19 protein-coding genes are annotated in these 24988 nt (G+C 71.3%); 13 read left to right on the forward strand and 6 right to left on the reverse strand.

The genetic code is table 11. The features are described 5' to 3' along the window. Nucleotides 1-10 precede the first annotated feature (10 nt). The 6 genes from E1161_RS02600 (at nt 11) to E1161_RS02625 (ending at nt 9206) form a co-directional block, all read left to right on the forward strand. Complete coding sequence (locus E1161_RS02600) at nt 11-931, forward strand: glycosyltransferase family 2 protein (protein WP_132619128.1); 921 nt, start codon at nt 11-13, stop codon at nt 929-931. A 56-nt stretch (nt 932-987) separates the two neighbouring features. Next, on the forward strand, nt 988-2865 hold the full coding sequence (locus E1161_RS02605) for a type I polyketide synthase (RefSeq protein WP_132619130.1): 1878 nt from the start codon (nt 988-990) through the stop codon (nt 2863-2865). Continuing rightward, a complete protein-coding gene (locus E1161_RS02610; protein ID WP_132619132.1) occupies nt 2862-4304 on the forward strand; it encodes an AMP-binding protein in 1443 nt (480 codons plus the stop codon). Before E1161_RS02605 ends, E1161_RS02610 begins: the two co-directional genes overlap by 4 nt. A gap of 4 nt (nt 4305-4308) precedes the next feature. Continuing rightward, nucleotides 4309-5511: an FAD-dependent oxidoreductase gene (locus tag E1161_RS02615; protein ID WP_235874724.1), complete on the forward strand. Its 1203-nt coding sequence runs from the start codon at nt 4309-4311 to the stop codon at nt 5509-5511. 154 nt (nt 5512-5665) lie between these two features. Further along, nucleotides 5666-8182 carry a glycosyltransferase gene (locus E1161_RS02620; protein ID WP_132619134.1) on the forward strand — a complete coding sequence of 839 codons (2517 nt, stop codon included), beginning with the start codon at nt 5666-5668 and terminating at the stop codon, nt 8180-8182. After that, nucleotides 8172-9206 (forward strand): glycosyltransferase family 4 protein, encoded by a 1035-nt coding sequence (locus tag E1161_RS02625; RefSeq protein WP_132619136.1) that lies wholly within the window; start codon nt 8172-8174, stop codon nt 9204-9206. Before E1161_RS02620 ends, E1161_RS02625 begins: the two co-directional genes overlap by 11 nt. 12 nt (nt 9207-9218) lie before the next feature. Here the strand turns inward: E1161_RS02625 and rfbD are convergent, their stop codons facing one another. Then, entirely contained in the window at nt 9219-10139 is a 921-nt protein-coding gene (gene rfbD / locus E1161_RS02630; protein ID WP_132619226.1) for a dTDP-4-dehydrorhamnose reductase, read from the reverse strand. Beyond that, entirely contained in the window at nt 10136-11122 is a 987-nt protein-coding gene (gene rfbB, locus E1161_RS02635; protein ID WP_132619138.1) for a dTDP-glucose 4,6-dehydratase, read from the reverse strand. The genes rfbD and rfbB overlap by 4 nt, the downstream gene beginning before the upstream one ends. A gap of 500 nt (nt 11123-11622) precedes the next feature. Here rfbB and E1161_RS02640 point away from each other — a divergent pair, with 500 nt between their 5' ends. From E1161_RS02640 to E1161_RS02655, 4 genes are all read left to right on the forward strand, one after another. Next, a complete protein-coding gene (locus E1161_RS02640; RefSeq protein ID WP_235874726.1) occupies nt 11623-13125 on the forward strand; it encodes an LCP family protein in 1503 nt (500 codons plus the stop codon). A gap of 456 nt (nt 13126-13581) precedes the next feature. Then, nucleotides 13582-14784 carry an LCP family protein gene (locus E1161_RS02645; RefSeq protein WP_132619140.1) on the forward strand — a complete coding sequence of 401 codons (1203 nt, stop codon included), beginning with the start codon at nt 13582-13584 and terminating at the stop codon, nt 14782-14784. A gap of 17 nt (nt 14785-14801) precedes the next feature. Further along, on the forward strand, nt 14802-15515 hold the full coding sequence (locus E1161_RS02650; RefSeq protein WP_132619142.1) for a TIGR03089 family protein: 714 nt from the start codon (nt 14802-14804) through the stop codon (nt 15513-15515). Nucleotides 15516-15570: 55 nt separating this feature from the next. After that, nucleotides 15571-16353, forward strand: a complete 783-nt coding sequence (locus E1161_RS02655; protein WP_132619144.1) for a thioesterase family protein — start codon at nt 15571-15573, stop codon at nt 16351-16353. Between the two features lie 153 nt (nt 16354-16506). On the opposite strand, the gene purE is transcribed toward E1161_RS02655, so the two are convergent. Together purE and E1161_RS02665 are read right to left on the reverse strand one after the other, a co-directional pair. Beyond that, nucleotides 16507-16995, reverse strand: coding sequence for a 5-(carboxyamino)imidazole ribonucleotide mutase (gene purE / locus E1161_RS02660; RefSeq protein ID WP_132619230.1), 489 nt, complete (start codon nt 16993-16995; stop codon nt 16507-16509). Nucleotides 16996-17059: 64 nt separating this feature from the next. Continuing rightward, nucleotides 17060-18244: a 5-(carboxyamino)imidazole ribonucleotide synthase gene (locus E1161_RS02665; protein ID WP_132619146.1), complete on the reverse strand. Its 1185-nt coding sequence runs from the start codon at nt 18242-18244 to the stop codon at nt 17060-17062. Between the two features lie 642 nt (nt 18245-18886). On the opposite strand from E1161_RS02665, the gene E1161_RS27500 reads away from it, so the two are divergent. Together E1161_RS27500 and E1161_RS02675 are read left to right on the forward strand one after the other, a co-directional pair. Then, entirely contained in the window at nt 18887-21265 is a 2379-nt protein-coding gene (locus E1161_RS27500) for a sigma-70 family RNA polymerase sigma factor (protein ID WP_235874727.1), read from the forward strand. A gap of 126 nt (nt 21266-21391) precedes the next feature. Next, nucleotides 21392-21916 (forward strand): GtrA family protein, encoded by a 525-nt coding sequence (locus E1161_RS02675; protein ID WP_132619148.1) that lies wholly within the window; start codon nt 21392-21394, stop codon nt 21914-21916. Between the two features lie 3 nt (nt 21917-21919). Here the strand turns inward: E1161_RS02675 and E1161_RS02680 are convergent, their stop codons facing one another. Then, nucleotides 21920-23194 (reverse strand): ATP-binding protein, encoded by a 1275-nt coding sequence (locus tag E1161_RS02680; RefSeq protein ID WP_132619150.1) that lies wholly within the window; start codon nt 23192-23194, stop codon nt 21920-21922. A gap of 207 nt (nt 23195-23401) precedes the next feature. Continuing rightward, a complete protein-coding gene (locus E1161_RS02685; RefSeq protein ID WP_132619152.1) occupies nt 23402-24076 on the reverse strand; it encodes a response regulator transcription factor in 675 nt (224 codons plus the stop codon). Nucleotides 24077-24213: 137 nt separating this feature from the next. Here E1161_RS02685 and hisN point away from each other — a divergent pair, with 137 nt between their 5' ends. Next, nucleotides 24214-24987 (forward strand): histidinol-phosphatase, encoded by a 774-nt coding sequence (gene hisN / locus E1161_RS02690; RefSeq protein ID WP_132619154.1) that lies wholly within the window; start codon nt 24214-24216, stop codon nt 24985-24987. Nucleotide 24988 lies beyond the last annotated feature (1 nt).

A 24988-nucleotide genomic window follows, 5' to 3' on the forward strand; every position in this document is an offset into this window, starting at 1 on the left:
GGTTTCCCCGGTGACATCAGAACGGGTGCGCACCACGGTCATCGTGATCACGTGGCGCGGCCGCGCCCACATCGACGCCTGCCTGGAGGCATTGGCCGCCCAGTCGCGCGCGCACCGGACGCTGGTGGTGGACAACGCCTCCGATGACGGCACTGCCGAACTGCTCGCCGCCCATCCCGAGGTCGAGGTGCTGCGGCTGTCTCGCAACGTCGGCTACGCGGGTGGCCTGGCCGCCGCACTGCCTGAGGTGAACACGCCCTTCGTCGCCTGGCTCAACGACGACGCCGCCCCGTCCGCGACCTGGCTGGAGGTGGTGGAGGGGAACCTTCCTCCCACCGCGACCGCGGCGGCGGCCACATCGGTGCTGCTGTCGCCGGAGGGTGGTGTGCAGTCGACGGGGGTGCGGCTGACTGCTGACGGGCACGGCGCGGACGCGACCGCCACCGACGCGGTCTTCGGGTTCTGCGGTGGGGCGGCGTTGCTGCGCACTGACGTGCTGCGCGAGGTCGGAGGGGTTCCGGCCGAGTTCTTCTGCTACTACGAGGACACCGACACCGCGTGGCGGCTGCGGCTGGCGGGTTTCGACGTGGTGGGCACGGAGGCGACCGCCGCGCACCTGCACGGGGCCAGCACCCGGCCCGGTTCGGCCCTGTTCCACCGCTGGAACGAGAGGAACCGTCTGCTCACCCTCCTGCGCTGCGCGCCCGCCGGGGTGGCGGTCCGCGAGCTGGCGAGGTTCGCGGCCATCACGCTGCTCCTGCCGTGGCGCGATGTGCCCCATCGCCCGCCGAACCTGCGGTCCGGTCTGCGGCTGCGGGTGTTGGTGGAGGTCTCCTCCCTGCTGCCCGCGACGCTGCGCGCCCGACGTCGGATCGGCCGGATGGCGCGGGTTTCGCGCCGCGAGGTGTGGGAGACCTGGGCGGGTCGGTGAGCGGACGTCAGTGTTGTGCAAGGCGGTTGTAAGCGGTCTGCACACACTTCGTGGGCATGACTACGACTGGAGTTCACCAGCGTTCGATCGCCGTCGTGGGGATATCCTGCCGGCTTCCCGGCGCGACCGATCCCGACCGGCTGTGGGAACTTTTGTGCGGCGGCGTCGACGCGACCGCGCAAACCCCCGCTGAGCGCTACGACGCGGCGGCGCTGCGTTCCTCCGGGCCCGGCGGTCTCGCCGGTTCCCGGGCCGGGTTCGTCGACGGGATCGCGGATTTCGACGCCGATTTCTTCGACATGTCCGCCGCCGAGGCCACCGCCCTCGATCCTCAGCAGCGGCTGCTGCTGATGTGCGCGTGGGAGGCGTTCGAGGACGCCGGGGTCGTCCCGGAGCGGTTGCGCGGATCCCGAACCGGCGTGTTCGTGGGCAACTCCCGGGCTGACTTCTTCGAATCCGCTCTCCAGAGGGGCCTTTCATCCGCCACGGCGACGCAGCTGGGCAACGTTCGCTCACTGCTGCCCGCGAGGCTGTCGCACTTCTTCGACCTGCGCGGTCCCAGCGTCGTGGTCGACACCGCGTGCTCGTCGGCGTTGACGGCGGTGCACCAGGCGGTGCAGAGCCTGCGGTCCGGGGAGATCCCGGCGGCGGTGGTCGCCGGGGTGAACCTGCCGCTGCGGCCCGACGAGGCGGTGATGATGTCGCACGCCGGGGCCATGTCGGCGGATGGGCGCAGCCGGTTCGGCAGCGCGGACGCCGACGGTCATGCGCCTTCCGACGCGGTCGCGGTGGTGGTGCTCAAGCCGTGGGAAGCGGCGCTGGCCGACGGGGATCGGGTGCGCGCGGTGATCGCCGGCAGCGCTGTGGGCAACGACGGACGCAGCAGCGGCTCGGTGCTCAACCCGTCGCTGGACGGGCAGTTGGACGTGCTGCGCTGGGCCTACCGGGACGCGCGCGTGGAACCGTCGGCGGTGGACTTCGTGGAGGCGCACGGGTCCGGGTCGCCGTTGCTGGATCCGCTGGAGCTGACCGCGCTGGGCCGGTTCATGGGAACCTCCCGATCACCGGACCGGCCGCTGCTGGTCGGCTCGGTGAAGTCGAACCTCGGGCACGCCGAGGCCGCCGGTGGTCTGGTCGGGCTGATCAAGGCCGCGTTGTGCCTGGAGCACGGCAAGGTGCCCGCGAGCCTGCACGCCGGGCTTCCGCGCACCGACGTGGACTGGTCGGGTCTGTCGATCCCGCGGGTGCTCACCGACATCCCCACGCGTGCGATCGCCGGGGTGTCCGCGCAGGGGTCGTCGGCGCTCAACGCCCACGTGGTGCTGCGCAGCGCCGAGCACGAGCCGCGGACGCCGGACGACGGGACGCGCTGGCCGCTGGTGCTGTCGGCGCGCACGCCGAAAGCGCTGGCCGATCTGGCCCGCGCCTACGTCGAGCACCTCACGGGTTCGGGTGCGGCGTTCCCGGTGCGCGACATCTGCCGCAGCGCGGCGCTGCGCCGCACCCGTTTCGAGCACCGCGCGGTGGCGATCGGTGCGACGCACCGGGAGCTCATCGAGTCGCTGACCACCGGCAGCACGCCGGAGCTGGACCGGTTCCTCGGTTCCGAATCGGTGGACCGGGACGGGCTGTTCGGACCCGGCCGACACGTGCCGCTGCCGACGTACCCGTGGCAGACGCGCCGCTACTGGCCGGGCGAGGAGCCCGCAGGTGGTGATCCGGCGCAGTGGTTGCTGGGCAAGCACGCGCGGACCGCGTTCGACCAGGATTCCGCGCTCACCGACATCGGCATCGATTCGCTGGCGAGACTGCAACTGCTGGTGGAGGTGCAGCAGCGCACGGGGCGCGAGGTCGACCCGGAGGAACTGGCGGCGCTGCGCACCGTGCGGGAGCTGTGCCGCTGGGCGCGAGATCTGACGGAGGTTCGGCGATGAACGTCCTCACCTGGTTCGAGCGGGCCGCCGCGCACTTCCCGGGCGAGACCGCGCTGGAGGTCGACGGGACCAGCCTGACCTATTCGGAGCTGCGTGAACTGGTCGAGCGGTTGGCAGCCCGACTGCACGCGGCGGGTGCCCCGCGGCGGGTGGGGCTGCTGGCGAACCGCTCGGTGCTCGCCTGCGCCGGCTACCTGGCGGTGCTGCGCGCTGGTGCGACGGTGGTGCCCCTGAACCCGCAGCACCCTCCGGAGCGCATCCGCGAACTGGTGGCCAAGACCGGTGTCGAGCTGCTGCTCACCGAGCAGTCCCGGGCTCGTGGTGAGTGGAAGGTTCCCGTGCTCCGCGCCGGGACGGACGAGCCCTTCGGTCGGGCGCGGGAGGTGTCCGTCGGGCCCGACGACATCGCTTACATCATCTGCACGTCGGGCTCGACGGGAACGCCGAAGGCGGTGCCTGTCTCGCACGGCAACGTCGACGCGTACCTGACGGAGGTCGCCGCGCGGTACGGGATCGGGCCGGGCAGCCGGGTTTCGGGGAACTTCGAGCTGACCTTCGACGGTTCGGTGCACGACATGTTCATCACCCTCGGCCAGGGCGGGACCCTGGTGGTGCCGCGCGGGGGAGCGTTGCTGTCACCGGTGCGCACGGTCAACGCGCTGCGGTTGACGCACTGGTTCTCGGTGCCGTCGCTGATCTCCTTCGCGGAGCGGCTCGGCACGTTGCGGCCGGGGGCGATGCCGACATTGTGTTGCAGCATCTTCGGCGGTGAGGCGGTGCCGATGGAGGCGCTGCGGAGCTGGAAGCGCGCGGCGCCGAACAGCGATGTCGAGGTGCTCTACGGGCCGACGGAGCTGACGATCGCCTGCACCGCCTACCGGCTGCCGCGCGAGGTGTCGGAGTGGCCGAGCACGCCGAACGGGGTCGCTCCGATCGGTGAGTGCTTCTCCTCGTCGGAGTTCCGGGTGCTGGATCCCTCCGGGAGGCAGGCGACGCGCGGCGAGTTGTGCGTGCGCGGGCTCCAGCGGTTCCCCGGTTACCTCGATCCTGCCGACGACGCGGGACGTTTCGCGCCCGGCGGCTGGTACCGGACCGGGGACCTGGTGACCGTCGAGGGCGGTGTGCTGCTGCACCTGGGGCGCACCGATCAGCAGGTGAAGGTGCGCGGGCATCGCATCGAGCTCGGTGAGGTCGAGGCCGTGTTGCGAGCGCTGCCGGGGGTGAGGGACGCGATCGTGCTGGCGGTGCCGACCGATGGCGAACCGGAGCTGGCGGCGGCCGTCGGGGGCGACTGCGATCCCGGCGCGCTGCAGGCGGGTCTGCGCGACCGGCTGCCGCCGTACATGCTGCCGCGCCGGATCACGGTGCTGGACCGGCTTCCGCTCAACGCCAACGGTAAGCTCGACCGCCGGGCGCTGCGCACCGAACTCGAGCTGTGAGGCGATGATGTTCGACGCGATCGTCGTGGGTGCCCGCTGCGCGGGTTCGCCCACCGCGCTGCTGCTGGCCCGTGCGGGTCACCGGGTGCTGCTGCTGGAGCGCGGGACGTTGCCCTCAGACACCGTTTCCACCCACGTCATCCACCAGCCCGGGGTGGCCGCGCTGGCGCGGTGGGGGTTGTTGGACGAGTTGCGCGCCACCGGTTGCCCGCCGCTGCGGCACGCCCGGTACCAGGTCGCTGACGTCCGGCTGGCCGGGTGCGGGCGGGGCGTGGCCGGGCAGCGGGCCGGGTACGCGCCGCGCCGCTTCGTGCTGGACGAGCTGCTGGCGCGGGCGGCGGTGGCGGCTGGCGCGGAGATGCGGGAGAAGTGCCGGGTCACCGGGTTGCTGCGGGACGGCAGCGGCCGGGTGGTGGGGGTGCGCGGCGAACACCGCGGGGTGGAGTTCACCGAGCGCGCGTCGCTGGTGATCGGCGCGGACGGGATGCGCTCGTCGGTGGCCGCGCACGCCGGCGCGGGGTTCACGAGCTGGGACGAGCGGTTGACCTGCGCCTACTACTCGTACTGGACGGGTGTGCCTGCTGATCTGGAGATCTACGAGTCGCCGGGCAGTTGGGTGGCGGCCACGCCCACGCACGGGCACGCGACGCTGGTGCTGACCTACTTCCCGCAGTCGCGGTTCCGCTCGGTGCGCGCCGACGCGCAGCGAGCCCACCTCGACCGCGTTCGGGAAACGGCCCCGGATCTGCGTGAGCGCTTGCAGGGCGGGGAGCAGGTGGAGCGGTTGCGGGGGTCCGGTGATCAGCAGAACTTCTTCCGCGAGGCGGCGGGTCCGGGGTGGGTGCTGGTGGGCGATGCCGGCCATCACAAGGACTCGATCACCGCGCGCGGGATCAGCGACGCGTTCACCCAGGCCGAGGCGCTGACCAGGCACATCAGCGGCCACCTCGATTCGCCGGCGAGGCTGGACGCGGCGCTGCGGGGTTTCGCGGCCGAGCGCGACAGCACCCTGGCCTCGGGCTACGAGGCGACGCTGTCGGTGGCGCGGATGACGCCGCCGAACGAGCAGCGCCTGGCTCTGCTGCGCGCGATCCAGCAGGACGAGGAGCTGACGTCGATCTACTTCGACGCCTTCGCCGGTGCCGCCGACATCACGGCGCTGTACACGCCGAAGCTCCGGGAGCTGCTCGTCCAGGGCCCGAGGTGAGGGCAGCGGGCAGTTCTGGTCGGACCCGTCCATGATCGATGTCGCTTTCGCCCGGGCGGTGCGGACCAGAACGCTCCCCTGGTGAATCCCGAACCGCTCCGAGCCCGGTCACGGCGACCGAATTGACCGAACACCTGGGCGGCCCGGACTCGCGATGGTGCAGGCTTGGGGCGTGGTCGAAGCGAACCTTCCCGTCGTCTCCGTGATCGTCGTGAACTACTGCGGCGCGGACGACACCATCACCTGCCTGCGCGCGCTGCGCGATGAGCTGGACTACCCGGCCGACAAGCTGGAGGTGCTGTGCGTCGACAACGCCTCCGGTGACGGCTCCGCGCAGCGCATCCGGGAGGCCGCGCCAGAGGTGCGGTTGATCGAGTCGGCGAGCAACACCGGTTTCGCCGGTGGCTGCAACCTGGCCGCGCGCGAGGCGTCCGGGCAGGTGCTGGCGTTCCTCAACAACGACGCCCGACCGGACCGCAGCTGGGCGCGGGCGGCCGTGGAGGTGCTGCGGGCGGAACCGACCGTGGGCGCGGTGGCCAGCAAGGTGCTGGACTGGGACGGCGAGCGCGTCGACTTCGTCGACGGCGGCCTCACCTGGTTCGGGATGGGCTACAAGCGGCACGCCGGTGAGCTCGACGACGGTTCGCACGACGCGCCCCGGGACGTGCTGTTCGGGACCGGGTCGGCGCTGTTCGTGCGGGCCGAGCTCTTCGCGGCGCTGGACGGTTTCGACGAGCGGTTCTTCATGTTCTACGAGGACGTGGACCTGGGCTGGCGGCTGAACCTGCGCGGTTGGCGGGTCCGCTACGAACCGAGGTCGCTGACCTTCCACCGCCACCACGCGTCGATGGCCGAGGTGTCCTCCTCCCGCGAGCACTACCTGCTCGAGCGCAACGCGCTGGCCGCGCTGTACAAGAACGTCTCCGACGAGACGCTCGCCAAGGCGCTGCCCGCGGCGATGGCGCTGGCGGTGCGGCGGGCCACGGCGCGCGGCGAGATCGACCCGACGCAGCTGGAGATCACGCGGCGAGGCGAGGCCGAGGACGACTCCCCGGTGCCGGTCGACCGCTCCGCGCTGGCGGGGATGCTGGCGATCGACCAGTTCGTGGAGCTGCTGCCGTCGCTGAAGCTCTCCCGGGAGCAGGAGCAGCGGGAGCGGGTGCGCACCGATGCCGACCTGCTGCCGCTGATGCGCAAGGCGATGGAGCCCGCCTACCCGCTTCCCCGCTACCTGGCCGCGCATGACGCGCTGGTGGAGGCGTTCGAGCTGGACGAGGTGTTCGGCCGGCCGCGCAAGATCGTGGTGATCACCGGCGACGCGGTCACCGAGCGGATGGCCGGTCCGGCGATCCGCGCCTGGCACATGGCCGAGGTGCTGGCCGCCGAGCACCGGGTCCGGCTGGTCAGCGTCAACGCCCGGGTCGATCCGCCGGAGTCCGAGTTCGAGGTGCTGGCCGCCACGCCGCGCGAGCTGGGCGAGCACGTCGAGTGGGCCGACATCGTGGTGCTGCAGGGGCACGTCCTGGAGATGGTGCCCGCGCTCAAGCGGGTGGATTCCACCAAGATCGTGGTGTGCGACGTCTACGACCCGATGCACCTGGAACTGCTGGAGCAGGGCCGGGATTCCGACGACGAGCGCCGTGCGGAGGACCTCGCCGGTGTCACCAAGGTGCTCAACACCCAGCTGGAGCGCGGTGACTTCTTCCTGTGCGCCTCGGAACGCCAGCGGCACTTCTGGCTCGGGCACCTCGCTTCGCTGGGTCGGTTGACGCCGGGCCTCTACGACAACGATCCGACGGTGCGGTCCCTGCTGTCGGTGGTTCCGTTCGGGTTGCCGTCGGTGGCTCCGCGTCGCACCGCGCCCGCGATCAAGGGCACCAGGCCTGGGATCTCGGCCGACGACAAGGTCGTGCTGTGGGCGGGTGGCGTCTACAGCTGGTTCGACCCGCTGACCCTGCTGCGCGCGGTCGACCGGCTGGCGCAGCGGCGGAGCGATGTGCGGCTGTTCTTCTTGGGCATGAAGCACCCGAACCCGGACGTGCCGGAGATGGGCATGGCCGGGCAGACCCGGGCACTGGCGCAGCGGCTCGGCCTGACCGACAAGTTCGTCTTCTTCAACGAGACGTGGGTTCCCTACCAGGAGCGTCAGAACTTCCTGCTCGACGCCGACTGCGGTGTCACCACGCACTTCGAGCACGTGGAGACCACCTTCGCGTTCCGCACGAGGGTGCTGGACTACCTGTGGTCTGGGCTGCCGGTGATCACCACCGACGGTGATTCGTTCGCCGACCTGGTGCGCAGCGAGGGCATCGGCGTCGTGGTGCCCGCCGAGGATCCCGAGGCGCTCGCCGACGCGCTGGAGAAGGTCCTCCACGACGCGGAGTTCGCCGCCGAGTGCCGTCGTCGGATCGAGCCGGTGCGCGAGCGCTTCACGTGGGAGGCGGTGCTCTCGCCGCTGACCTCGTTCTGCCGCGATCCACGTCCGGCCGCCGACCGGCTCACCGCCGCCGCGCCGCTGGTGCGCAGCGCGCAGCCGGGACGGGTGGAGGCGGTGCGCCGGGATCTGTCGCTGCTGCGGGAGTACCTCGACGCCGGTGGTCCCGCCGAGGTCGCCAAGCGCGCGACCGGCCGATTGCGGCGCATCGCCGGGGAACGGCTCCGTGGCCGCTGACCTGCGGGTTCTGCTCGACGCCACACCGCTGCTGGGGCCGCGCACCGGCATCGGCCGCTACACGGCGTCGCTGGTGGGGGCGCTGGCGTCCGATGTGGACGTCCGGCTGATCGGCTTCAGCGCCCGGGCGTGGCGCCGGTTGCGCACCGAGGCGCCGGCCGGAACGCACGTGGTGGGGCCGCCGATCCCGGCTCGGGCGTTGCGGATGTTGTGGCGGGGCGGGCGCTTCCCGCCGGTCGAGCTGCTGTCCGGGAGCGTCGACGTGGTGCACGGGACCAACTTCGTGCTGCCCCCGTCGGTGCGCGCGGCGGGCGTGGTGACGGTCCACGACCTGGCGTTCCTGGACGATCCTTCGCTCGCCGACGAGGACCTGCCCGCGTTGGTGCGGCTTTCGGCGGAGCGGGCGCGCGTGGTGTGCACGCCGACGGCGGCGGTTGCCGACCAGGTAGCGGAGCGCCTGGACGTCCCACCGGAGAAGCTCGCGGTCACGCCCTTGGGGGTCGATCCTGGGTGGTTCTCGGCGGCTCCGGTCTCAGGAGGGCAGGTCCCGCCCGAGTACCTGCTGTTCGTCGGTGCGGAGGGCCCGCGCAAGGGGCTCGACGTGCTGCGGTCGGCTCTCGCACCGGATCTCCCGCCGCTGGTCATCGCGGGCCCGGGAACGGCCGGCGAGGTCGACGGGGTGATCCGCACCGGTTACCTCTCCGACGAGGGGCTGCGCGGCTTGGTGGCCGGGGCGAGCGCGCTGGTGATGCCGTCCCGCGACGAGGGCTTCGGGTTGCCGGTGCTGGAGGCGCTGGCGTGCGGGGTGCCGGTGGTGTGCTCGGACCTCCCGGCGCTGCGCGAGGTCGCCGCTTCGCACGCGGTCTTCGCACCGGCCGAGGACCCGGCCGCGCTGCGCGAGGCGTTGCGCCGCGCGCTGGCCGCTCCCCCGGATGCCGAGGCCGGTCGCGCGCACGCGAAGAGCTTCAGCTGGGAGCACTGCGCGAGCCGGACCCACGCCGCCTACCTGCGCGCCGTGGCCTAGGGAACTCCCCGCTCATCCGCGGTGGCGGAAAGCTCCCCCACTGGTGGCGAAGGCCTCCCCCAGCGCGTCCTGCCAAGGCCGCAGCGGTGTCAGACCCGCTTCTCGCCAGGCGTTCTCGGACAGCACCGAGTAGGCCGGGCGCGGGGTTCTGGTCGGGTAGTCAGCGCTGGTGCAGGGGTTCACCCGGTTCGGGTCGAGGCCCAGCTCGGCGAAGATGGCCCGGGCGAACTCGAACCAGCTCGTGGACCCGGCGTTGGTGCAGTGCAGCACCCGCTGCTGCGGGCCGGTCCCGGCGGCGACCGGATCGGCGAGCTCCAGCAAGCCGCGAGCCAGGTCCGCGGCCCAGGTGGGCGAGCCGATCTGGTCGTCCACGACGGACAGTTCGTCGCGCTGGGCCGCCAGCCGGGCCATGGTCTTGACGAAGTTGCCGCCGTGCGCGCCGTAGACCCAGGCAGTGCGCACGATCCACGCGCGCGCACCCGATTCCAGCACCGCCCGCTCCCCTTCGAGCTTGGTGCGGCCGTAGACGGTGCGCGGCCCGGTGTCGTCGCCCGGCTCGTAGGGGCGGTCGGCGTCGCCGGGGAAGACGTAGTCGGTGGACACGTGCAGCAGCGGCATTCCGCCGTCCCGGCACGCCTCGGCGAGCGCGGCGGGACCCGCCACGTTGACCCGCTGCGCCCCTTCGGGATCGGACTCGGCCGCGTCCACGGCGGTGTAGGCGGCGGTGTTGATCACGACCGGGCGGAGTTCGGCGTCGCGGGCGGCTTGGGCGAACGCCTCGACGGCGTCGCGCGCCGATTCGGGGTCGGTGATGTCGAGCTCGGCCGATCCCGGTGCGTGCACCAGGTCCTCGCGCCGGGCGTCGAGGATCGCCGCCAACTCGGACCCGACCTGTCCCTTGCCGCCCGGGACTAGCACCGCGAGCCGGGTCATCGGGCCACCGCCGCGCGCTGCTTCAGCGGTTCCCACCACGACCGGTTCTCCCGGTACCAGGTGATGGTGTCGCGCAGCCCGGTCTCGAAGTCGATCTGCGGGGCGTAACCGAGCTCGGCGATCTTGGCGTGGTCGACCGAGTAGCGGCGGTCGTGGCCCTTGCGGTCCTCGACGGGGTCGACCATCGAGAAGTCCAGTCCGAACTCGGCGAGCAGCCGATCGGTCAGCTCCCTGTTGGTCAGCTCGGTGCCGCCGCCGATGTTGTAGATCTCGCCCGGCGTCCCGGACTCAGCGACGAGCTGGATGCCTCGGCAGTGATCGCCGACGTGCAGCCAGTCGCGCACGTTCATGCCGTCGCCGTAGAGGGGAACCTTGCGCCCGTCCATCAGGTTCGTGATGAACAGCGGCAGCACCTTCTCCGGGAACTGGTACGGGCCGTAGTTGTTCGAGCACCGCGTGATGCACACCGGCAGCCCGTGCGTGCGGTGGTAGGCGCGCGCCAGCAGGTCGGAGCCCGCTTTGGCCGCCGAATAAGGCGAATTGGGCTCGAGAAGATGATCTTCTGGCCACGAACCGGTCTCGATCGAGCCGTAGACCTCGTCGGTGGAGACGTGGACGAACTTGCCCACACCGGCTTCCAGCGCGGCCTGCAGCAGCGCGTTGGTGCCCACCACGTTGGTCACCACGAAGGCGTCGGAGCCGGCGATGGAGCGGTCCACGTGGGTTTCCGCGGCGAAGTGCACCACCACGTCGACGCTGGTCATGACCTCGCCGAGCAGGTCGCGGTCGCAGATGTCACCGCGCACGAAACGCAGCCGAGGGTCGTCGGCCACCTCTGCCAGGTTCGCCTCGTTGCCCGCGTAGGTCAGCTTGTCCAGCACGATCACTTCGGCACCGCTGAAGGCCGGATAGGCCCCGCTGAGCAGCTGCCTGACGTAGTGCGAGCCGATGAAGCCGGCCCCACCGGTGACCAGAATCCGCATTCCGCCTCTTCCTCGTCCTGCGCGGGCAGTAGGCGCACCGCCCGCGATGGGCAGTCTGACATGCGCCGATGCTCGACCCCATCGACTCCCAAGTTACGTACCGTCACAGACGGGATTCACCCTTATGAGTGAGATCACCAGATCTCGAGGGACCCGTCATGGGTCGAGTGGATCACCGTTAGCCTTCTCCGAGAAGTCGGGCAATATCACTCGTGTAGGTGTAACGCTCGCCCCCGCAGCCCCCAAGGAGGAATCGCGTGGACGACCGGCCGAGGCGGCCCGGGAGCCCTGATGGGCGACCCGGAAGAGGTGTTCCGCCGCGTGGCCCCGGAGACGGACCGGCCCGCTCCGGCGCTTCTGCCGGCCGACCGCAGGGTGCTCGTCGCACCGGTGCGGCAGGCGCTGCGAAGACCGGTTCCGCGGCCGCTGCGAAGAGCAGCGCAGCGACTGCTCAGAGTGAGGCTGCGGCGAGGCGATCCGCTCAATCCGGGGATGCCGACTTGAATCCCGACGACGTCTGGAGCCGAGGCGGTTTCTGGCAGCGGAAATCGACCCGCAACGGCGCCCGCGCCCTCACCGCCCTGCTGTCGGTGATCGTCCTGTGCATCACCGGCTTCGCCTGGGCGATGTTCCGGCCAGGAGCGGGCGGCACCGGCACCGCCGACGTCATCGGCAGCGGGTTCAGCGCCCCCGACGGCGCCACCGACATCCTGCTGATCGGCAACGACAGCCGCACCGACGCGCAGGGCAACCCGCTGCCCAAGCAGATCCTCCAGGAGCTGCACACCACGCAGGAGGGCGGCGACCTCACCGACGCCATGATCCTGGTGCGCATCCCCAACGGCGGCCACAGCGCCAGCGCCATGTCCTTCCCCCGGGACACCATGGTCGACAGCGGTATCAGCGAGGAGAAGCACAAGCTCACCGAGACCATGAACCGCGGCAAGGACGCCGAACGCGCCAAGCTGCAGGACGAAGGCGTCACCGATCCCAAGGAGCTCGACGAGAAGTCGCGGCTGGCCGGCAAGCAGGCGCTGCTGGAGACCATGGAGAAGCTCACCGGCGTCAGCATCGACCACTACGCCGAGGTCAACCTCCTCGGGTTCTACGAGATCACCAAGGCCGTCGGCGGCGTCGAGGTCTGCCTCAACGACGCCACCAAGGACAGCTACTCCGGCGCCAACTTCAAGAAGGGCGTGCAGACGATCCAGGGCGCCGACGCGCTCGCCTTCGTCCGGCAGCGCCACGGCCTGCTCAACGAGCTCTCCCGAGGCAAGCGGCAGCAGGTGTTCATGTCCGCGCTCGCCCACCGGATCCTGTCCTCCGGCACCCTGGCCAACCCGGCGAAGCTCAGCGCGCTGATCGACGCGATCAACAAGTCGGTGACCCTGGACCCGGCCCTGGCCAGCGACATCCTCGGCTTCGCCGAGCAGATGCAGGGCATCGCCGGTGGCAACGTGCAGTTCTACAGCGCCCCGGTGCACCTGGTCGGCGAGTCCGGCCAGGAGGACGTCGCGCTCAACATCGCCGAGAGCAAGCAGTTCGCGGCCGACCTGCTCCTGCCGCCGCAGCAGCGCGCCCAGAAGCTGGCGACCCTGAAGTCCCCGACCAAGGTCACGACCAGTGTCTACAACGCCTCCGGCATCAGCGGTCTGGCCGCCAACGTGCTGGAGGAGCTGACCAGCCAGGGCTTCCAGGAAGGCAGCAGCGCCAACTCCGAGACCCGCAGCTCCTCGGTCGTCTACTACGCCAACGGTGAGCAGGACGTCGGCAAGTTGGTCGCCGAGTCCCTCGGCGGCATGCCCACCGAAGTCAGCCCCAACCTCACCGCGGGCAGCGTCGAGGTCTACATCGGCAAGGACTACAAGGGCCCCGGCAAGTCGAACTTCACCGGAGCCCCCACCCTCCGCCTCGACGGCCTGAACAAGACCGCGCCGCTGCGCACGCAGGCGGACACGGGCAACAGCCCCATCACCGCGGACGGGGTCCCCTGCATCGACTGAGGTGCATGGGAACCTTCCTGTCACCGCGAAGCCGCCAGGCAGCATGGGCGCTTTCCTGTCACGAAGCAGATGACAGGAAAGCGCCCATGCTGCTGCTGTGAAGGGGCTGGATCCACCGACCGCATCGGGGCCGCGATCCCACGTGCGGTCGGTCCTGCGTGGGGCCAGGCCCGATCGCAATCGACGGCAACACGGCGTCCTGTTCTGACCGACGCCACCTCCGCCCGAAGCCCGCGCCGCACCGGTGCGGGCTTCGCCGCGTTCAGGGCTCACTTCGCGGCTTGAGCGGAAAGTTCCCCTCCGGACCTCCGCTCGCGAGGTGAGCGGAAAGTTCCCCTCCTCACAACCGTGACGTTCCCCTCGCGACGTGACCGAAAGGTTCCCCTCCTCCGGCTTTAAGCATGATCCTCGGCGGTTTAATGTGAATCGTCGACACAAACCCAGGGGGAGGGCTCGGTGGACGAACCGGAACCGGATCAGGGCCAGGAGCTCCCCGAGCCGGACGGCGCCGAAGTCCCGTCGTCCGGCCGGTCCCGCTCAGCGGCGCGGATCGCGGGCCGAAGCGTGGTGGCATTCGCCTCAGTCGTCGTGCTGGGGCTCAGTGCCGTCGGCTGGTTCGTCATCGACCGGCTCAGTGAGGTCAGCTCCGCGAAGGTGCTCGCCGAGGTGCCGCACGCTCCCCCGCCCGACGACGGGGCCACCGATGTGCTGCTGGTCGGCAGCGACAGCCGCACGGACGCGCAAGGCAATCCGTTGCCGCTGAAGGTCCTCAAGCAGTTGCGCACCGAGGCCACCGGCGGGCTCAACACCGACAGCCTGGTGCTCATCCGCGTCCCGCACAGCGGCGCGGCTCCGACCGCGGTGTCCATCCCGCGCGACACCTACACCGAGACGCCCTCCGGCCGCGCCGACAAGATCAACTCGGTGTACGGGCTCACCAAGAAGGCCACTGCTGACGAACTGGAAGGGCAGAACCTGCCGGCCGTCGAGGTCGAGCACCGCTCGAAGGTCGCTGGGCAGCGCGCGCTGGTGCAGACCGTGCAGACGCTCACCGGCATGCGCATCGACCACTACGCCGAGATCAACCTCCTCGGGTTCTTCGAGCTCACCGACGCCGTCGGCGGTGTCGAGGTCTGCCTCAACCACGCGACCAGCGACAAGGATTCAGGGGCCGACTTCAGCGCCGGACGGCACACCGTCACCGGCGGCGACGCGCTGTCGTTCGTCCGCCAGCGGCACGGCCTGCCGCGCGGCGACCTGGACCGCATCGTGCGTCAGCAGGTGTTCATGGCGGCGTTGGCGAACAAGGTGCTCTCGACCGGCACGCTCACGGATCCCGCGATGGTCAACGACCTGACCGCGGCGACCCAGCGCACGGTCGAACTCGACGAGGACTGGGACGCGCTGGGTTTCGTGCAGCAGATGCAGCAGATCGCCGCGGGACGGGTCAACTTCGTGACGATGCCGGTGCTCAGCGCGGGCGCGCGCGACGATCGGGGCCAGAGCATCGTCTCCATCGACCGCGCGGCCGTGCAGCGGTTCTTCGCCGGCCTGTCCGCCCACGCACCCGGGCTGGCCCCGAAACCGGGCCTGCGCTTGGACGGGACCGCCCGGCAACGACCGATCACCTCCGACGGCGACGTCCCCTGCGTGAACTAGCCGGTTAGGCTGCGCGCATGAGCATCACCCAGGCACTTCTCGGTCCGCTGCTGGCGAGCGGCGCGCCCAAACCGCTGATCACGCACTACGACGACGCCACCGGTGCTCGCATCGAGCTCTCCCGCGCCACCACCGCGAACTGGGCGGCCAAGACGGCGAACTGGCTGGTGGACGAGATCGACCTGGAGCCGGGGACACCGGTCTCGGTGTCGCTGCCCGCGCACTGGCAGACGGCCGGCGTGCTGCTGGGCGCCTGGTGGGCAGGTGCGCACGTGACCGACGAAGCCGCGGGCGCGGAGGTCGCGTTCGTACCGGCCGCGGAGCTCGCGCGCGGCGAGGGCGCGCACGTGGTGGCCGCCGTCGGCCTGGACCCGCTGGGGGCACCGGTTCGCGGCCTGCCCGCCGACGCCGTGGACTACGTGTCGGACATCCGCGTGCACGGCGATGACTTCAGCCCGATCACGCCTGCCGCCGGGGATTCATCCGCGCTGCTGGGCAAGTCGGTGGACGAGGTGCTGGAGCTGGCGAGGCGCCGCGCGGGTGAGCTGGGAATCGGCCGCGACGACCGCGTTCTGTCCACCTTGGACTGGACGTTGCCCGGAGGCGTCGTGGACGGGCTGCTCGCGGTGCTCGCCGCGGAGGCCGCGCTCGTGCACTGCACCAACCCGGACCCCGCCAAGCTCGACAAGCGGCGCGCCGACGAGCGCACGACCGTCGAACTCGGCTTCTGAGAGGCCTCACGCACAACGCCGGGACCCACTACCTACTCTTGGGTAACACCGACGGATGCGTGCTGCGCAGTCACTCTTCCGCACCGAGGGCGAGTTCTTCGTCCCGAACGAGGCGTCCGGTAACCCCTGGGGCGAGCTGACCGGGGGTGGCCCGGTGGCGGGCCTGATCGCCCGCTCCATCGAAGCGGCCAACGACGACCCGGACCTGTTCGTCGCCAGGCTCACCGTGGACCTGATGCGCCCGGTGCCGCGAGTCCCGCTGTCGATCGAGGTGCGTCCGCTGCGCACCGGCAAGCGGCTCCAGGTGGTGCGAGCCGGGCTGCACATCGACGGCCGGTTGCACACCAACGCCACCGCCCACCTGCTGCGACGCTCCGACCTCGACGGACCGGCGCCCGACTCCGCGGTGCCGTTCGACGGCCCCGACGGCCTGGAGGACCGCACGCTGCTCCCGCCGGAGCTGGGGCTGCGCTGGGGAGTGCACGACGTGATGCAGGTGCGGTGGATCGCCGACCAGTCGGCCACCGGCACCAGCCGCGCGTGGATGCGAATGCCGCTTCCGCTGCTACCGGGTGAACGCCTCAGCCCGCTGTCGCACGTGGCGATCCTCGCCGACGCGATCAGCGCCGCGAGCCCGGTCGGCGAGCTGTTCGGCCCCTGGATCAACACCGACGTATCTCTCCACCTGCACCGCGAGTTGCGGGGAGAGTGGCTCGGCGTGGAGATGCGACGCGACGTCCAACTCACCGGCATCGGCACCGCTCACGCCCATCTCTACGACATCGAGGGTCCCATCGGCACAGCCCAAGAAGCGGTCATGGTCAACCAACTGGGCTGACCCGGCCCCGCACTCGAACAACGTCCCCTCTCGCCCACGCGCACCGGGGTGACCCGACGACCGCCGTGATCCGGACGCGGAAAACCCCGGTGAGCCGAACCCACAACCGTGATCTGGTCGGCTTCGAGGTGGGTGTGCTCGGCTGGTGGGAGGTCAGGGGTTCGTGGCCTTGGTCTGAAGGGCTGCGTGCTTCTCGTGGACCATGGTTTCGAGGTCCGCCTGGAAGCTCGCCATCTGGCGGCGGAGGCGTGCGCCGAGGTCGCCGGAGTCGGTGGCCAGGGTGCGGACCGCGAGGAGGCCCGCGTTGCGGGCTCCGCCGACCGAGACCGTGGCGACCGGAACCCCTGCGGGCATCTGGACGATGGAGAGCAGGGAGTCCATGCCGTCCAGGTGCTTGAGGGGCACCGGGACGCCGATCACCGGCAGCACCGTCGCCGAGGCGACCATGCCCGGCAGGTGCGCGGCGCCGCCTGCGCCGGCGATGATCACTCGAAGCCCGCGGTCGGCGGCCCCGCGTGCGTAGTCGAGCATCCGCTGCGGCGTGCGGTGCGCGGAGTAGACGCCGACCTCGAAGGGGACGTCGAACTCGGTGAGCGCGTCACCGGCCGCCTGCATCACCGGCCAGTCGGAGTCGCTGCCCATGATCACGCCAACGAGCGGCTGCTCACTCACGCGGACCTCCTGGGATGTCGAAAGTTGCTGGACGTCAGTGGATTTCGTGGCCGTCGAGCCACTCGCCCGCGGAGAGCCAGTGCGCCGCAAGCCGTGCCTGCTCGCGGACCTCGGCCATCTCGTCGCCGAGAACGGTGATGTGGCCCAGCTTGCGGCCGGGGCGCTCGCTCTTGCCGTAGAGGTGCACCTTGGCGTGCGGGTAGCGGGCGAACAGGTGGTGCAGCCGCTCGTCGACGCTCATCGTCGGCTCGACCTCGGCACCCAGCAGGTTCGCCATCACCACGGCGGGCGCGGTCTGCTCGGTGCTGCCCAGCGGGTAGTCGAGGACCGAGCGCAGGTGCTGCTCGAACTGCGAGGTGCGGGACCCCTCGATGGTCCAGTGGCCGGAGTTGTGCGGGCGCATCGCCAGCTCGTTGATCACCAAGCCGTCGGTGGTCTCGAACAGCTCCACCGCCAGCACGCCGGTGACGCCCAGCGACTCGGCGACGTTGAGGGCGATGTCCTGGGCCCGCTCGATCAGCTCCGGCGAGGCGTCCGGCGCGGGTGCCAGCACCTGCACGCAGATGCCGTCCTCCTGCACGGTTTCCACCAGCGGCCACACCGCGCCCTGCCCGAACGGCGAGCGCGCGACGAGCGCGGCCAGCTCGCGGCGCAGCGGCACCCGTTGCTCGGCCAGCAGCGTCGCACCGCCGTCGAGCAGCTCGGAGACGGTGCGCTCGGCGCCCTCGGCGGAGTCGAGCATCCACACGCCCCGACCGTCGTAGCCGCCGCGCGCGGTCTTGAGCACGCACGGGAAGCCGTGCTCGGCGCCGAACTTCAGCACGTCATCGACCGAGGTGATCTCGGCGAACGGCGGAACCGGCAGGCCCAGTTCGGCGAGCTCGCGGCGCATCACCAGCTTGTCCTGGGCGTGCAGCAGCGCGTCGGGGCGCGGCTGCACCGAGACCCCGGCGGCCTCGAGCGCGCGGAGGTGATCGCCGGGAACGTGCTCGTGGTCGAAGGTGACCACGTCGCAGCCCTGCGCGAAGGTCTTGAGCGCCTCCAGGTCGGTGTGGTTGCCGAACTCGACGTTCGACGCCACGAGCGCAGCGGACTCGTCCGCGGAGTTCGCCAGCACCTTCAGCGACTGCCCGAGCGGAATCGCCGCCTGGTGCGTCATCCGGGCGAGCTGGCCACCGCCGATCATGCCGACAACTGGGGTTCCGGTGCGCTGGTCCACCCATCCAGCTTAAGGCGGAACAACCCTCACACCTGCACCGGGACGGACTAGCGCGACCTGGTTCACAGCTCGCCGCGCGTGATCATGACGCGGCGAGCAACCGGCGCACCTCCGCGTGATCGCCCGCCAGCGCCTCCTCATGGAACCGGATCTGCCGCAGTCGCCCAGCGCCGGGTCCGCGGCCAGCCGGTGCTCGATCACCCACTGCCCCTGCTGGCAGCGGCTGCGCAGCTGCGGCGTGCAGTGCTGCGAGGTCCCTGCGCGCGACGCGCCCAGTTCCGCCAGCGGATCGGACAGGTCGTCGTCCGCCACGACGGCCGAGCACACGGCGTCCACGGCCGGAACCTCCCAACGCCGGGAAACGCCCACCCCGCTGCTGGGCTTCCGTCCGCCAGCGCGAGCGCACCGCTCGCTCCAGCATCCGCTGCCGAAGCCCCTCAGTTGCCAGTCCCGCACGCTCACCGTCGCTCCCCATTGGGCCCACTCGAGCGAGTCGGAGCAGGCGGTTGCCCATGACGGTGGACTCGCTGCTTGCCCATACGATTCCGATCACAACGTTCGGCGAATTCCACAACAGGTGGTCCCACCAACCGAGCTCCGAGGATGACGAGGACATGCCCCCTGCGGGGAGGAAGGTGCGACGTGGCGGCTGTTCCAGCAGAACTCGAGAGCCCCAGCGATGGTGAGCTCCTGGAAGAGGTTCGCGGCGGTTCGACGCATGCCTACGGCGAGCTCTACGAGCGGCACGTGGCGGCGGCCCACATCATGGCCCGCCAGGTCGCCAAGTCCGCAGCCGAGGTCGACGACCTCGTCTCCGAGGCGTTCGCCAAGGTCCTCGACACGTTGCGCGAAGGACGCGGTCCCACCACGGCCTTCCGCGCCTACCTGCTGACCGCGCTGCGGCACAGCGCCTACGACCGGACCCGGCGCGAACGCAAGGTGCAGCTGGCCGACGACGTCGCCGAGGTCTCCGGTGCCGACGTCAGCGCGCCGTTCACCGATACGGCCGTCGACGGGTTGGAGCGCACCCTCGCCGCGCAGGCGTTCTCCCGGCTGCCGGAGCGCTGGCAGACCGTGCTCTGGCACGTCGAGATCGAACGACAGTCACCCGCCGAGGTGGCCCCGCTGCTCGGGCTGAGGCCCAACGGCGTGTCCGCGCTGGCCTACCGCGCCAGGGAAGGACTCCGGCAGGCTTACTTGCAGGTCCACCTCGGCCAGCTGGAAGCCACCGGCTCGGGTGCCGAGCGGTGCCGGGCCGCCGTCGACAAGCTGGGCGCGTGGACCCGAGGTGGCCTGTCCAAGCGCGAGACAGCGCAGGTCGAGACCCACTTGGACACCTGCGACCGGTGCCGGGCGCTGGCGGCCGAGCTCGCTGACGTCAACGGCGCGCTGCGGGTCATCATCGCGCCGCTGGTCCTGGGCGTCACCGCCACCGGCTACCTCGCCGCGGTTTCCCCCGGTGGTACCGGTGCCGCGGCGCTCCTCGCCGGTGGTGCCGGTGCGGCCGCCGGGGGCGCGACCAGCTCGGGTACTCACCAGGCGGTGACCGCGGGTGTCGCTTCCGCCGTGCTGGCGGCCGCGATCGCGGTCGCCATGACTTCGGGCGCCGACCAGTCGATCCCGGTCGCGCAGGCACCTGCCGCTCCACCCGCCGCGGAACAGCCCGCGCCGGCACCGGCTCCCGGACCAACTGCGGCGCCACCGGCCGCACCGCCTGCGGCGCCCGCCGCTCCCGCGCCCGCTCCGGCTCCGGCGCTCCCCCCGTCCCCACCCGCTGCGACGCCTTCGCTCAACGCGACCGGTCGCTCGCAGCCGTTGCAGCTGGTCGCCGGGGGTGCGCCCGTGTCGGTGCCGATCGGGGTGACCAACAGCGGCACCGGCCCCTCGGTGCCGCTCACCTCGACGATGGCGCTGCCCCCGGGCGTGACAGCGCAGCTCCCGGCTGCCGTGTCCGACCCGGCGAGCACGTCGCCGCAGATGCGCTGCAACGGTTGGAGCGGCACGATCACCTGCACCACCGACCGGGGCCTGCAGCCCGGTGAGTCGATGGTCTTCGACTACCTGGTGCGGGCCGAGGAGTCGGCCACCCGCGGCGGCGAGATCACCGCGTCCATCACCGCCGGTGGCCAGACCAACCTGCGGCTTCCCGCGGTTCCGGTGATCGTGCTCCCCCCACCCCGACCCGGACCGCCGGCACCGCCGAAGCCGGTCGACCGAGTCGATCTCCACGCCTGGGCGTGGGACCAGCCGTGGATGGACAGCGGCCGGATCGCGATCGGGGTGCGAAACACCGGCGCCAGCACCGGTCGCGCCGAAGTGGTGGCCGAGCTGCCCGAGGGCATCGGAGCCGACGTCGTGCCGAACGGCTGCACCGCCGTCGGTCACGTCGTGACCTGCGCTGCAGACGATCTCGCGCCGCACGAGGGCTTCTACCGCGAGTTGTGGCTCTCCAGCGACCGCGAGCACCCGGGCCACCCGTGGTGGCCCGCGCACGGACCGGACGCGGTGAGCGTCGACGGGCGTCACCGGCACGACGTCTGGGTCCCCATCACCGCGACGCTGGGCGAGGCGACCGATCGGCAGGCCGTGGCGCTGCACCTGTGGTCGCCCTGGTCGCCGTCGAAGCCACCGGCACCGACCCCACCGTCGACCACCACCGGAACGACCACGTCGACGACGACCAGCACCCGGCCGGACCTACCACCGTGGTGGCCGCCGGGCCACGCCGGTGAGCCGCCGCGAACCCCCGGGAACGGGCACGGCGACGGTCACGACCGACCGTGGGAGCACGGGCACGGGCACCGCCGCCCGCCGTCGCACGAGCGCCCGGTTCCGCCGCCGCAGCCGTCGCCGACCACGGTCCCGCCCACGACGACGAGCGCACCGCCACCGACGACCACGACGACTCCGAGCTCGTCGTCGACGTCTCCGTCGACGCCTCCGTCGATGACGACCGCACCGCCGTCCTCGTCCATCACGGCCCGCCCGACCACGTCGAGCACCACGGCGCCGGGCTCCTGACCTGGTCAACGCTCGTTCCGACCTCCATCGCTGGTCCGATCGAGGTCGGAACGAGCAGCGGGAAGAGAAGTGGCGTACTCCGGTCCTGGCCCAGGGACGCGCGGCGCGCCTCCGTAGACTTGAGGCGTGTCCGTTGCAGATTCGGTACTCGCGCGGGTTCCGCAGCCGTACCGGGCTTTCGCGTTGCGGTACCGCGAGCTGCTCAAGTTCGGCGTCGTCGGCGCGATCACCTTCTTCATCGACACGGGCATCTTCTACGCGCTCAAGCTGACGATCCTCTCGCCCAAACCCGTGACTTCGAAGGTCATCGCGGTGCTGGTGGCGACGCTGGTGTCCTACGTGCTCAACCGGGACTGGTCGTTCCGCACGCGCGGCGGTCATCGCAGGCATCACGAGGCGACGCTGTACTTCATCATCAGCGGCATCGGGGTCGGCCTGTACTCCGCGCCGCTGTGGGTCTCCCGCTACACGCTCCACCTGCAAACGCCCTACACGAGCAGGCTGATCGAGGAGATCGCCGACTTCACCGCCGGGCAGATCGTCGGGCTGCTGCTGGGCATGGCGTTCCGCTGGTGGGCCTTCCGCAAGTGGGTCTTCCCCACCGACCACGACGAGGACACCCCGGAGAACGACCGAGCGCTGGCGCGCTGAGGGTCAGCGCGGGGTGGGTTCCGGCTTCCACAGCAGTCCCAGCACGTCGTCGGCGCGGGCCACCCTGAGGAACACCTCGAACATCGCCGGACGCGCCTGGCTGAGCTCCAGGCGACCTCCGTCGGCCTCCACCAGCGCCCTGGCCAGCGCCAAACCGACCCCGGTGGAGCCGTGCCCGGAGAAGCCGCGCTCGAAGACGTGCGGGACCAGCTCGTCAGGCACGCCCGATCCGGCGTCGGAGACCTCGATCAGCACCGTGCCACTGCCGTGCCTGGCGGTGAGCGTGACCGGGCCTTCGCCGTGCCGCAGCGCGTTGTCCAGCAGCACGCCGACCGCTTCGCGCAGCCGCGCCGGGGTGGCGCGCGCCAGCAACTCGTCACCGATCTTGAGCCGCAAGGTGCGGCCGTGATTCCGCAGCGGTTCGCGCCACTCGTCGGCGACCTGGTTGAGCAGGCTGGTCACGTCGAGCGGCTCGGCGTCGCGGGCGCGCGCCGCGGTCGCCGCGGCCAGCAGGTCGTCGAGCACCGCGGAGAGCCGCTCGGCCTGCTCCAGCGCAGCGCCCGCCTCCTCTGAGACGTCGGCGTCGTCGACCGCTGCCAGCGCCTCCAACCTCAGGTGCAACGCGGTCAGGCGGCTGCGCAGCTGGTGCGAGACGTCCCCGACGAGCTCGCGTTCCCGCTGCACCAGCTGGGACAGCGCCGCGCCGGAGGCGTCCAGCGCGTCGGCGACCCGGTCGAGCTCGGGCACCTCGTGCCGCTGGGGATCGGGCCGGAAGTCACCCGCGCCGAGCCGCGCGGCCCTCGCCGCGACGTGGCGGAGCGGATCGGCGAGCCGTCGCGCCGTCACCGAGGCGACGATCATGCCGGTGCCCGCGGACAGGACCACGAGCATCAGCACCAGCCCCGCGACCTGGAGCTGCTGGGTGCGCACCGGAGCGCTGGGCGCGGCGATGGTCACCGTGCCGCTCTGCACCATCGGCACGCTCTGCACGAGCGGGTTCTCACCGGGATCGGGCCCGTAGACGTAGTCGTGCGCCTGGGTTCGCACCACCAGGCGGGCTCCCTCGGGAACCGCCAGCCGCACGGCGTTGAGGTCGATCGGGCGCTGGTTGGCGACCTGCTCGTCGAGGAGCGTGGCGATCTGCTGCGCCCGCGTCGACAGGTCGGCACCCGTGAGGTCCTGGACGAGCTTGAGCGCGCTGAAGCCCAGCGGGAGCCCCAGCACGACCGTGGTGACGGCCACCGCGAGCAACGTGGCCTGCAAGATCCGGCGACGCATCGGCGACTAGATCCTGTTGACGGGGTTGCTGTGCTTGGCGGTGCCAGTGGCAGGACCCCACCGGCTCCGCGGACTCCGTGCGCCGCTCCTGAACTGCGCCAGAGCGCGGCGTCGCGGCGCAACCGCCACGAAACCGCTCAGGACCTGCGGCGGTGCAGGCTGAGTCCCGCACCCGAAACAGCGGCTTCGCCGCATCCTCAGCTGCTCCTAGTCCGAGTTGAAGCGGAACCCGACGCCGCGCACGGTGGCGATGCGGGTCTCGTCCAGCCGACCGTTGCTGTCGCTGAGCTTCCTGCGCAGCCACGAGATGTGCATGTCGAGGGTCTTGCTGCCCTTGCGGTCGGACTCCGGCCAGACCTCTTCGAGGATCTCCTCGCGGGTCACGACCTGCCCCGCGTGCTGCATCAGCACCCGCAGCAGCTCGTACTCCTTGTTCGCCAGCTGCACCTCGTGCTCGTCGACCAGCACCCGGCGCGCCGTCAGGTCCAAGCGCACCCCGGACGCCTCCAGCGTCTCCGGGGCGCCCCGTCGCAGCAGCGCGCGGATGCGGGCCATCAGCTCGGCGAGGCGGAACGGCTTGGCCACGTAGTCATCGGCACCGGCGTCCAGGCCGACCACGAAGTCGACCTCGTCGGTGCGCGCGGTGAGCATCAGGACGGGGAGTCCGCGGCCTCGCGCGCGCAGTCTGCGGCACACCTCCAGGCCATCCATGTCCGGCAGCCCCAGATCGAGAACCAGCAGGTCGACGCCACCCTCGGCGGCGGTGTGCAGCGTCGACGGACCATCGGCGATCACCTTCACCGCGTAGCCCTCGCGTTGCAGCGCCCGGGACAGCGGCACCGCGATGGCCGGATCATCTTCTGCCAGCAACACCACGCTCACGCATTCCAGACTAGAGCCTGCACCGAACTTCCTTCGCCCAGCGGTGCGGCTTGGAGGCGCTGGAAGGCTCCGCCGATCACCGCGCTCCTACCGCCCTCGGCCAGGTCACCGGTGGCGACGGATTAGGGTCTGTGGACGTGACCAGCGATCTCGATCTCGCCCAGCAGCTGGCCGATGTTGCCGACTCGATCACCACGGCGCGCTTCCGCGCCCGCGATCTCGGCGTCGACCGCAAACCCGACCGCACCCCGGTGACCGACGCCGACCTGGCCGTCGAGGACGCGGTGCGCGAGGTGCTCGCCGAACACCGCCCCGGTGACGTCGTCGCCGGTGAGGAGCGCGGCGGCACGACGGGCGACGGCCGGGCCTGGGTGCTGGACCCGATCGACGGCACCAAGAACTTCCTCCGCGGCGTGCCCGCCTGGGCCACCCTGATCGCGCTGGTGGACCAGCAGCGCCCGGTGGTGGGCATGATCAGCGCACCGGCGCTGGGCAAGCGCTGGTGGGCCGCGGCGGGCGAAGGCGCCTGGTGCCGGACCGGTCAGGGCGAGCCCGAGCGGATCTCGACGTCCGGGGTGAGCGACACCGCCGACGCCTACGTGTCCACGACCCACCTGGGCACTTGGGTGGAGCACCACTCGCGGGAGTCCTACCTGCGGTTGATCGACGCCTGCTGGGAGAACCGGGCGTTCGGCGACTTCTGGCACCACTGCCTGGTCGCCGAGGGCGTCATCGACATCGCCGCGGAACCCATCGTCAACCCGTGGGACGTGGCGGCGGCGCAGATCCTCGTGGAGGAGGCCGGCGGCAGGTTCACCGACCTCGCAGGGGTCGCCCGCTACGACGGAGGCAACGCCCTGTCCTCCAACGGACTTCTCCACGAAGAAGCGTTGCGCCTGCTGGAGCGCTGAG

The sequence above is a fragment of the Saccharopolyspora aridisoli genome (assembly GCF_004348445.1).
Taxonomy (GTDB): Bacteria; Actinomycetota; Actinomycetes; order Mycobacteriales; family Pseudonocardiaceae; genus Saccharopolyspora; species Saccharopolyspora aridisoli.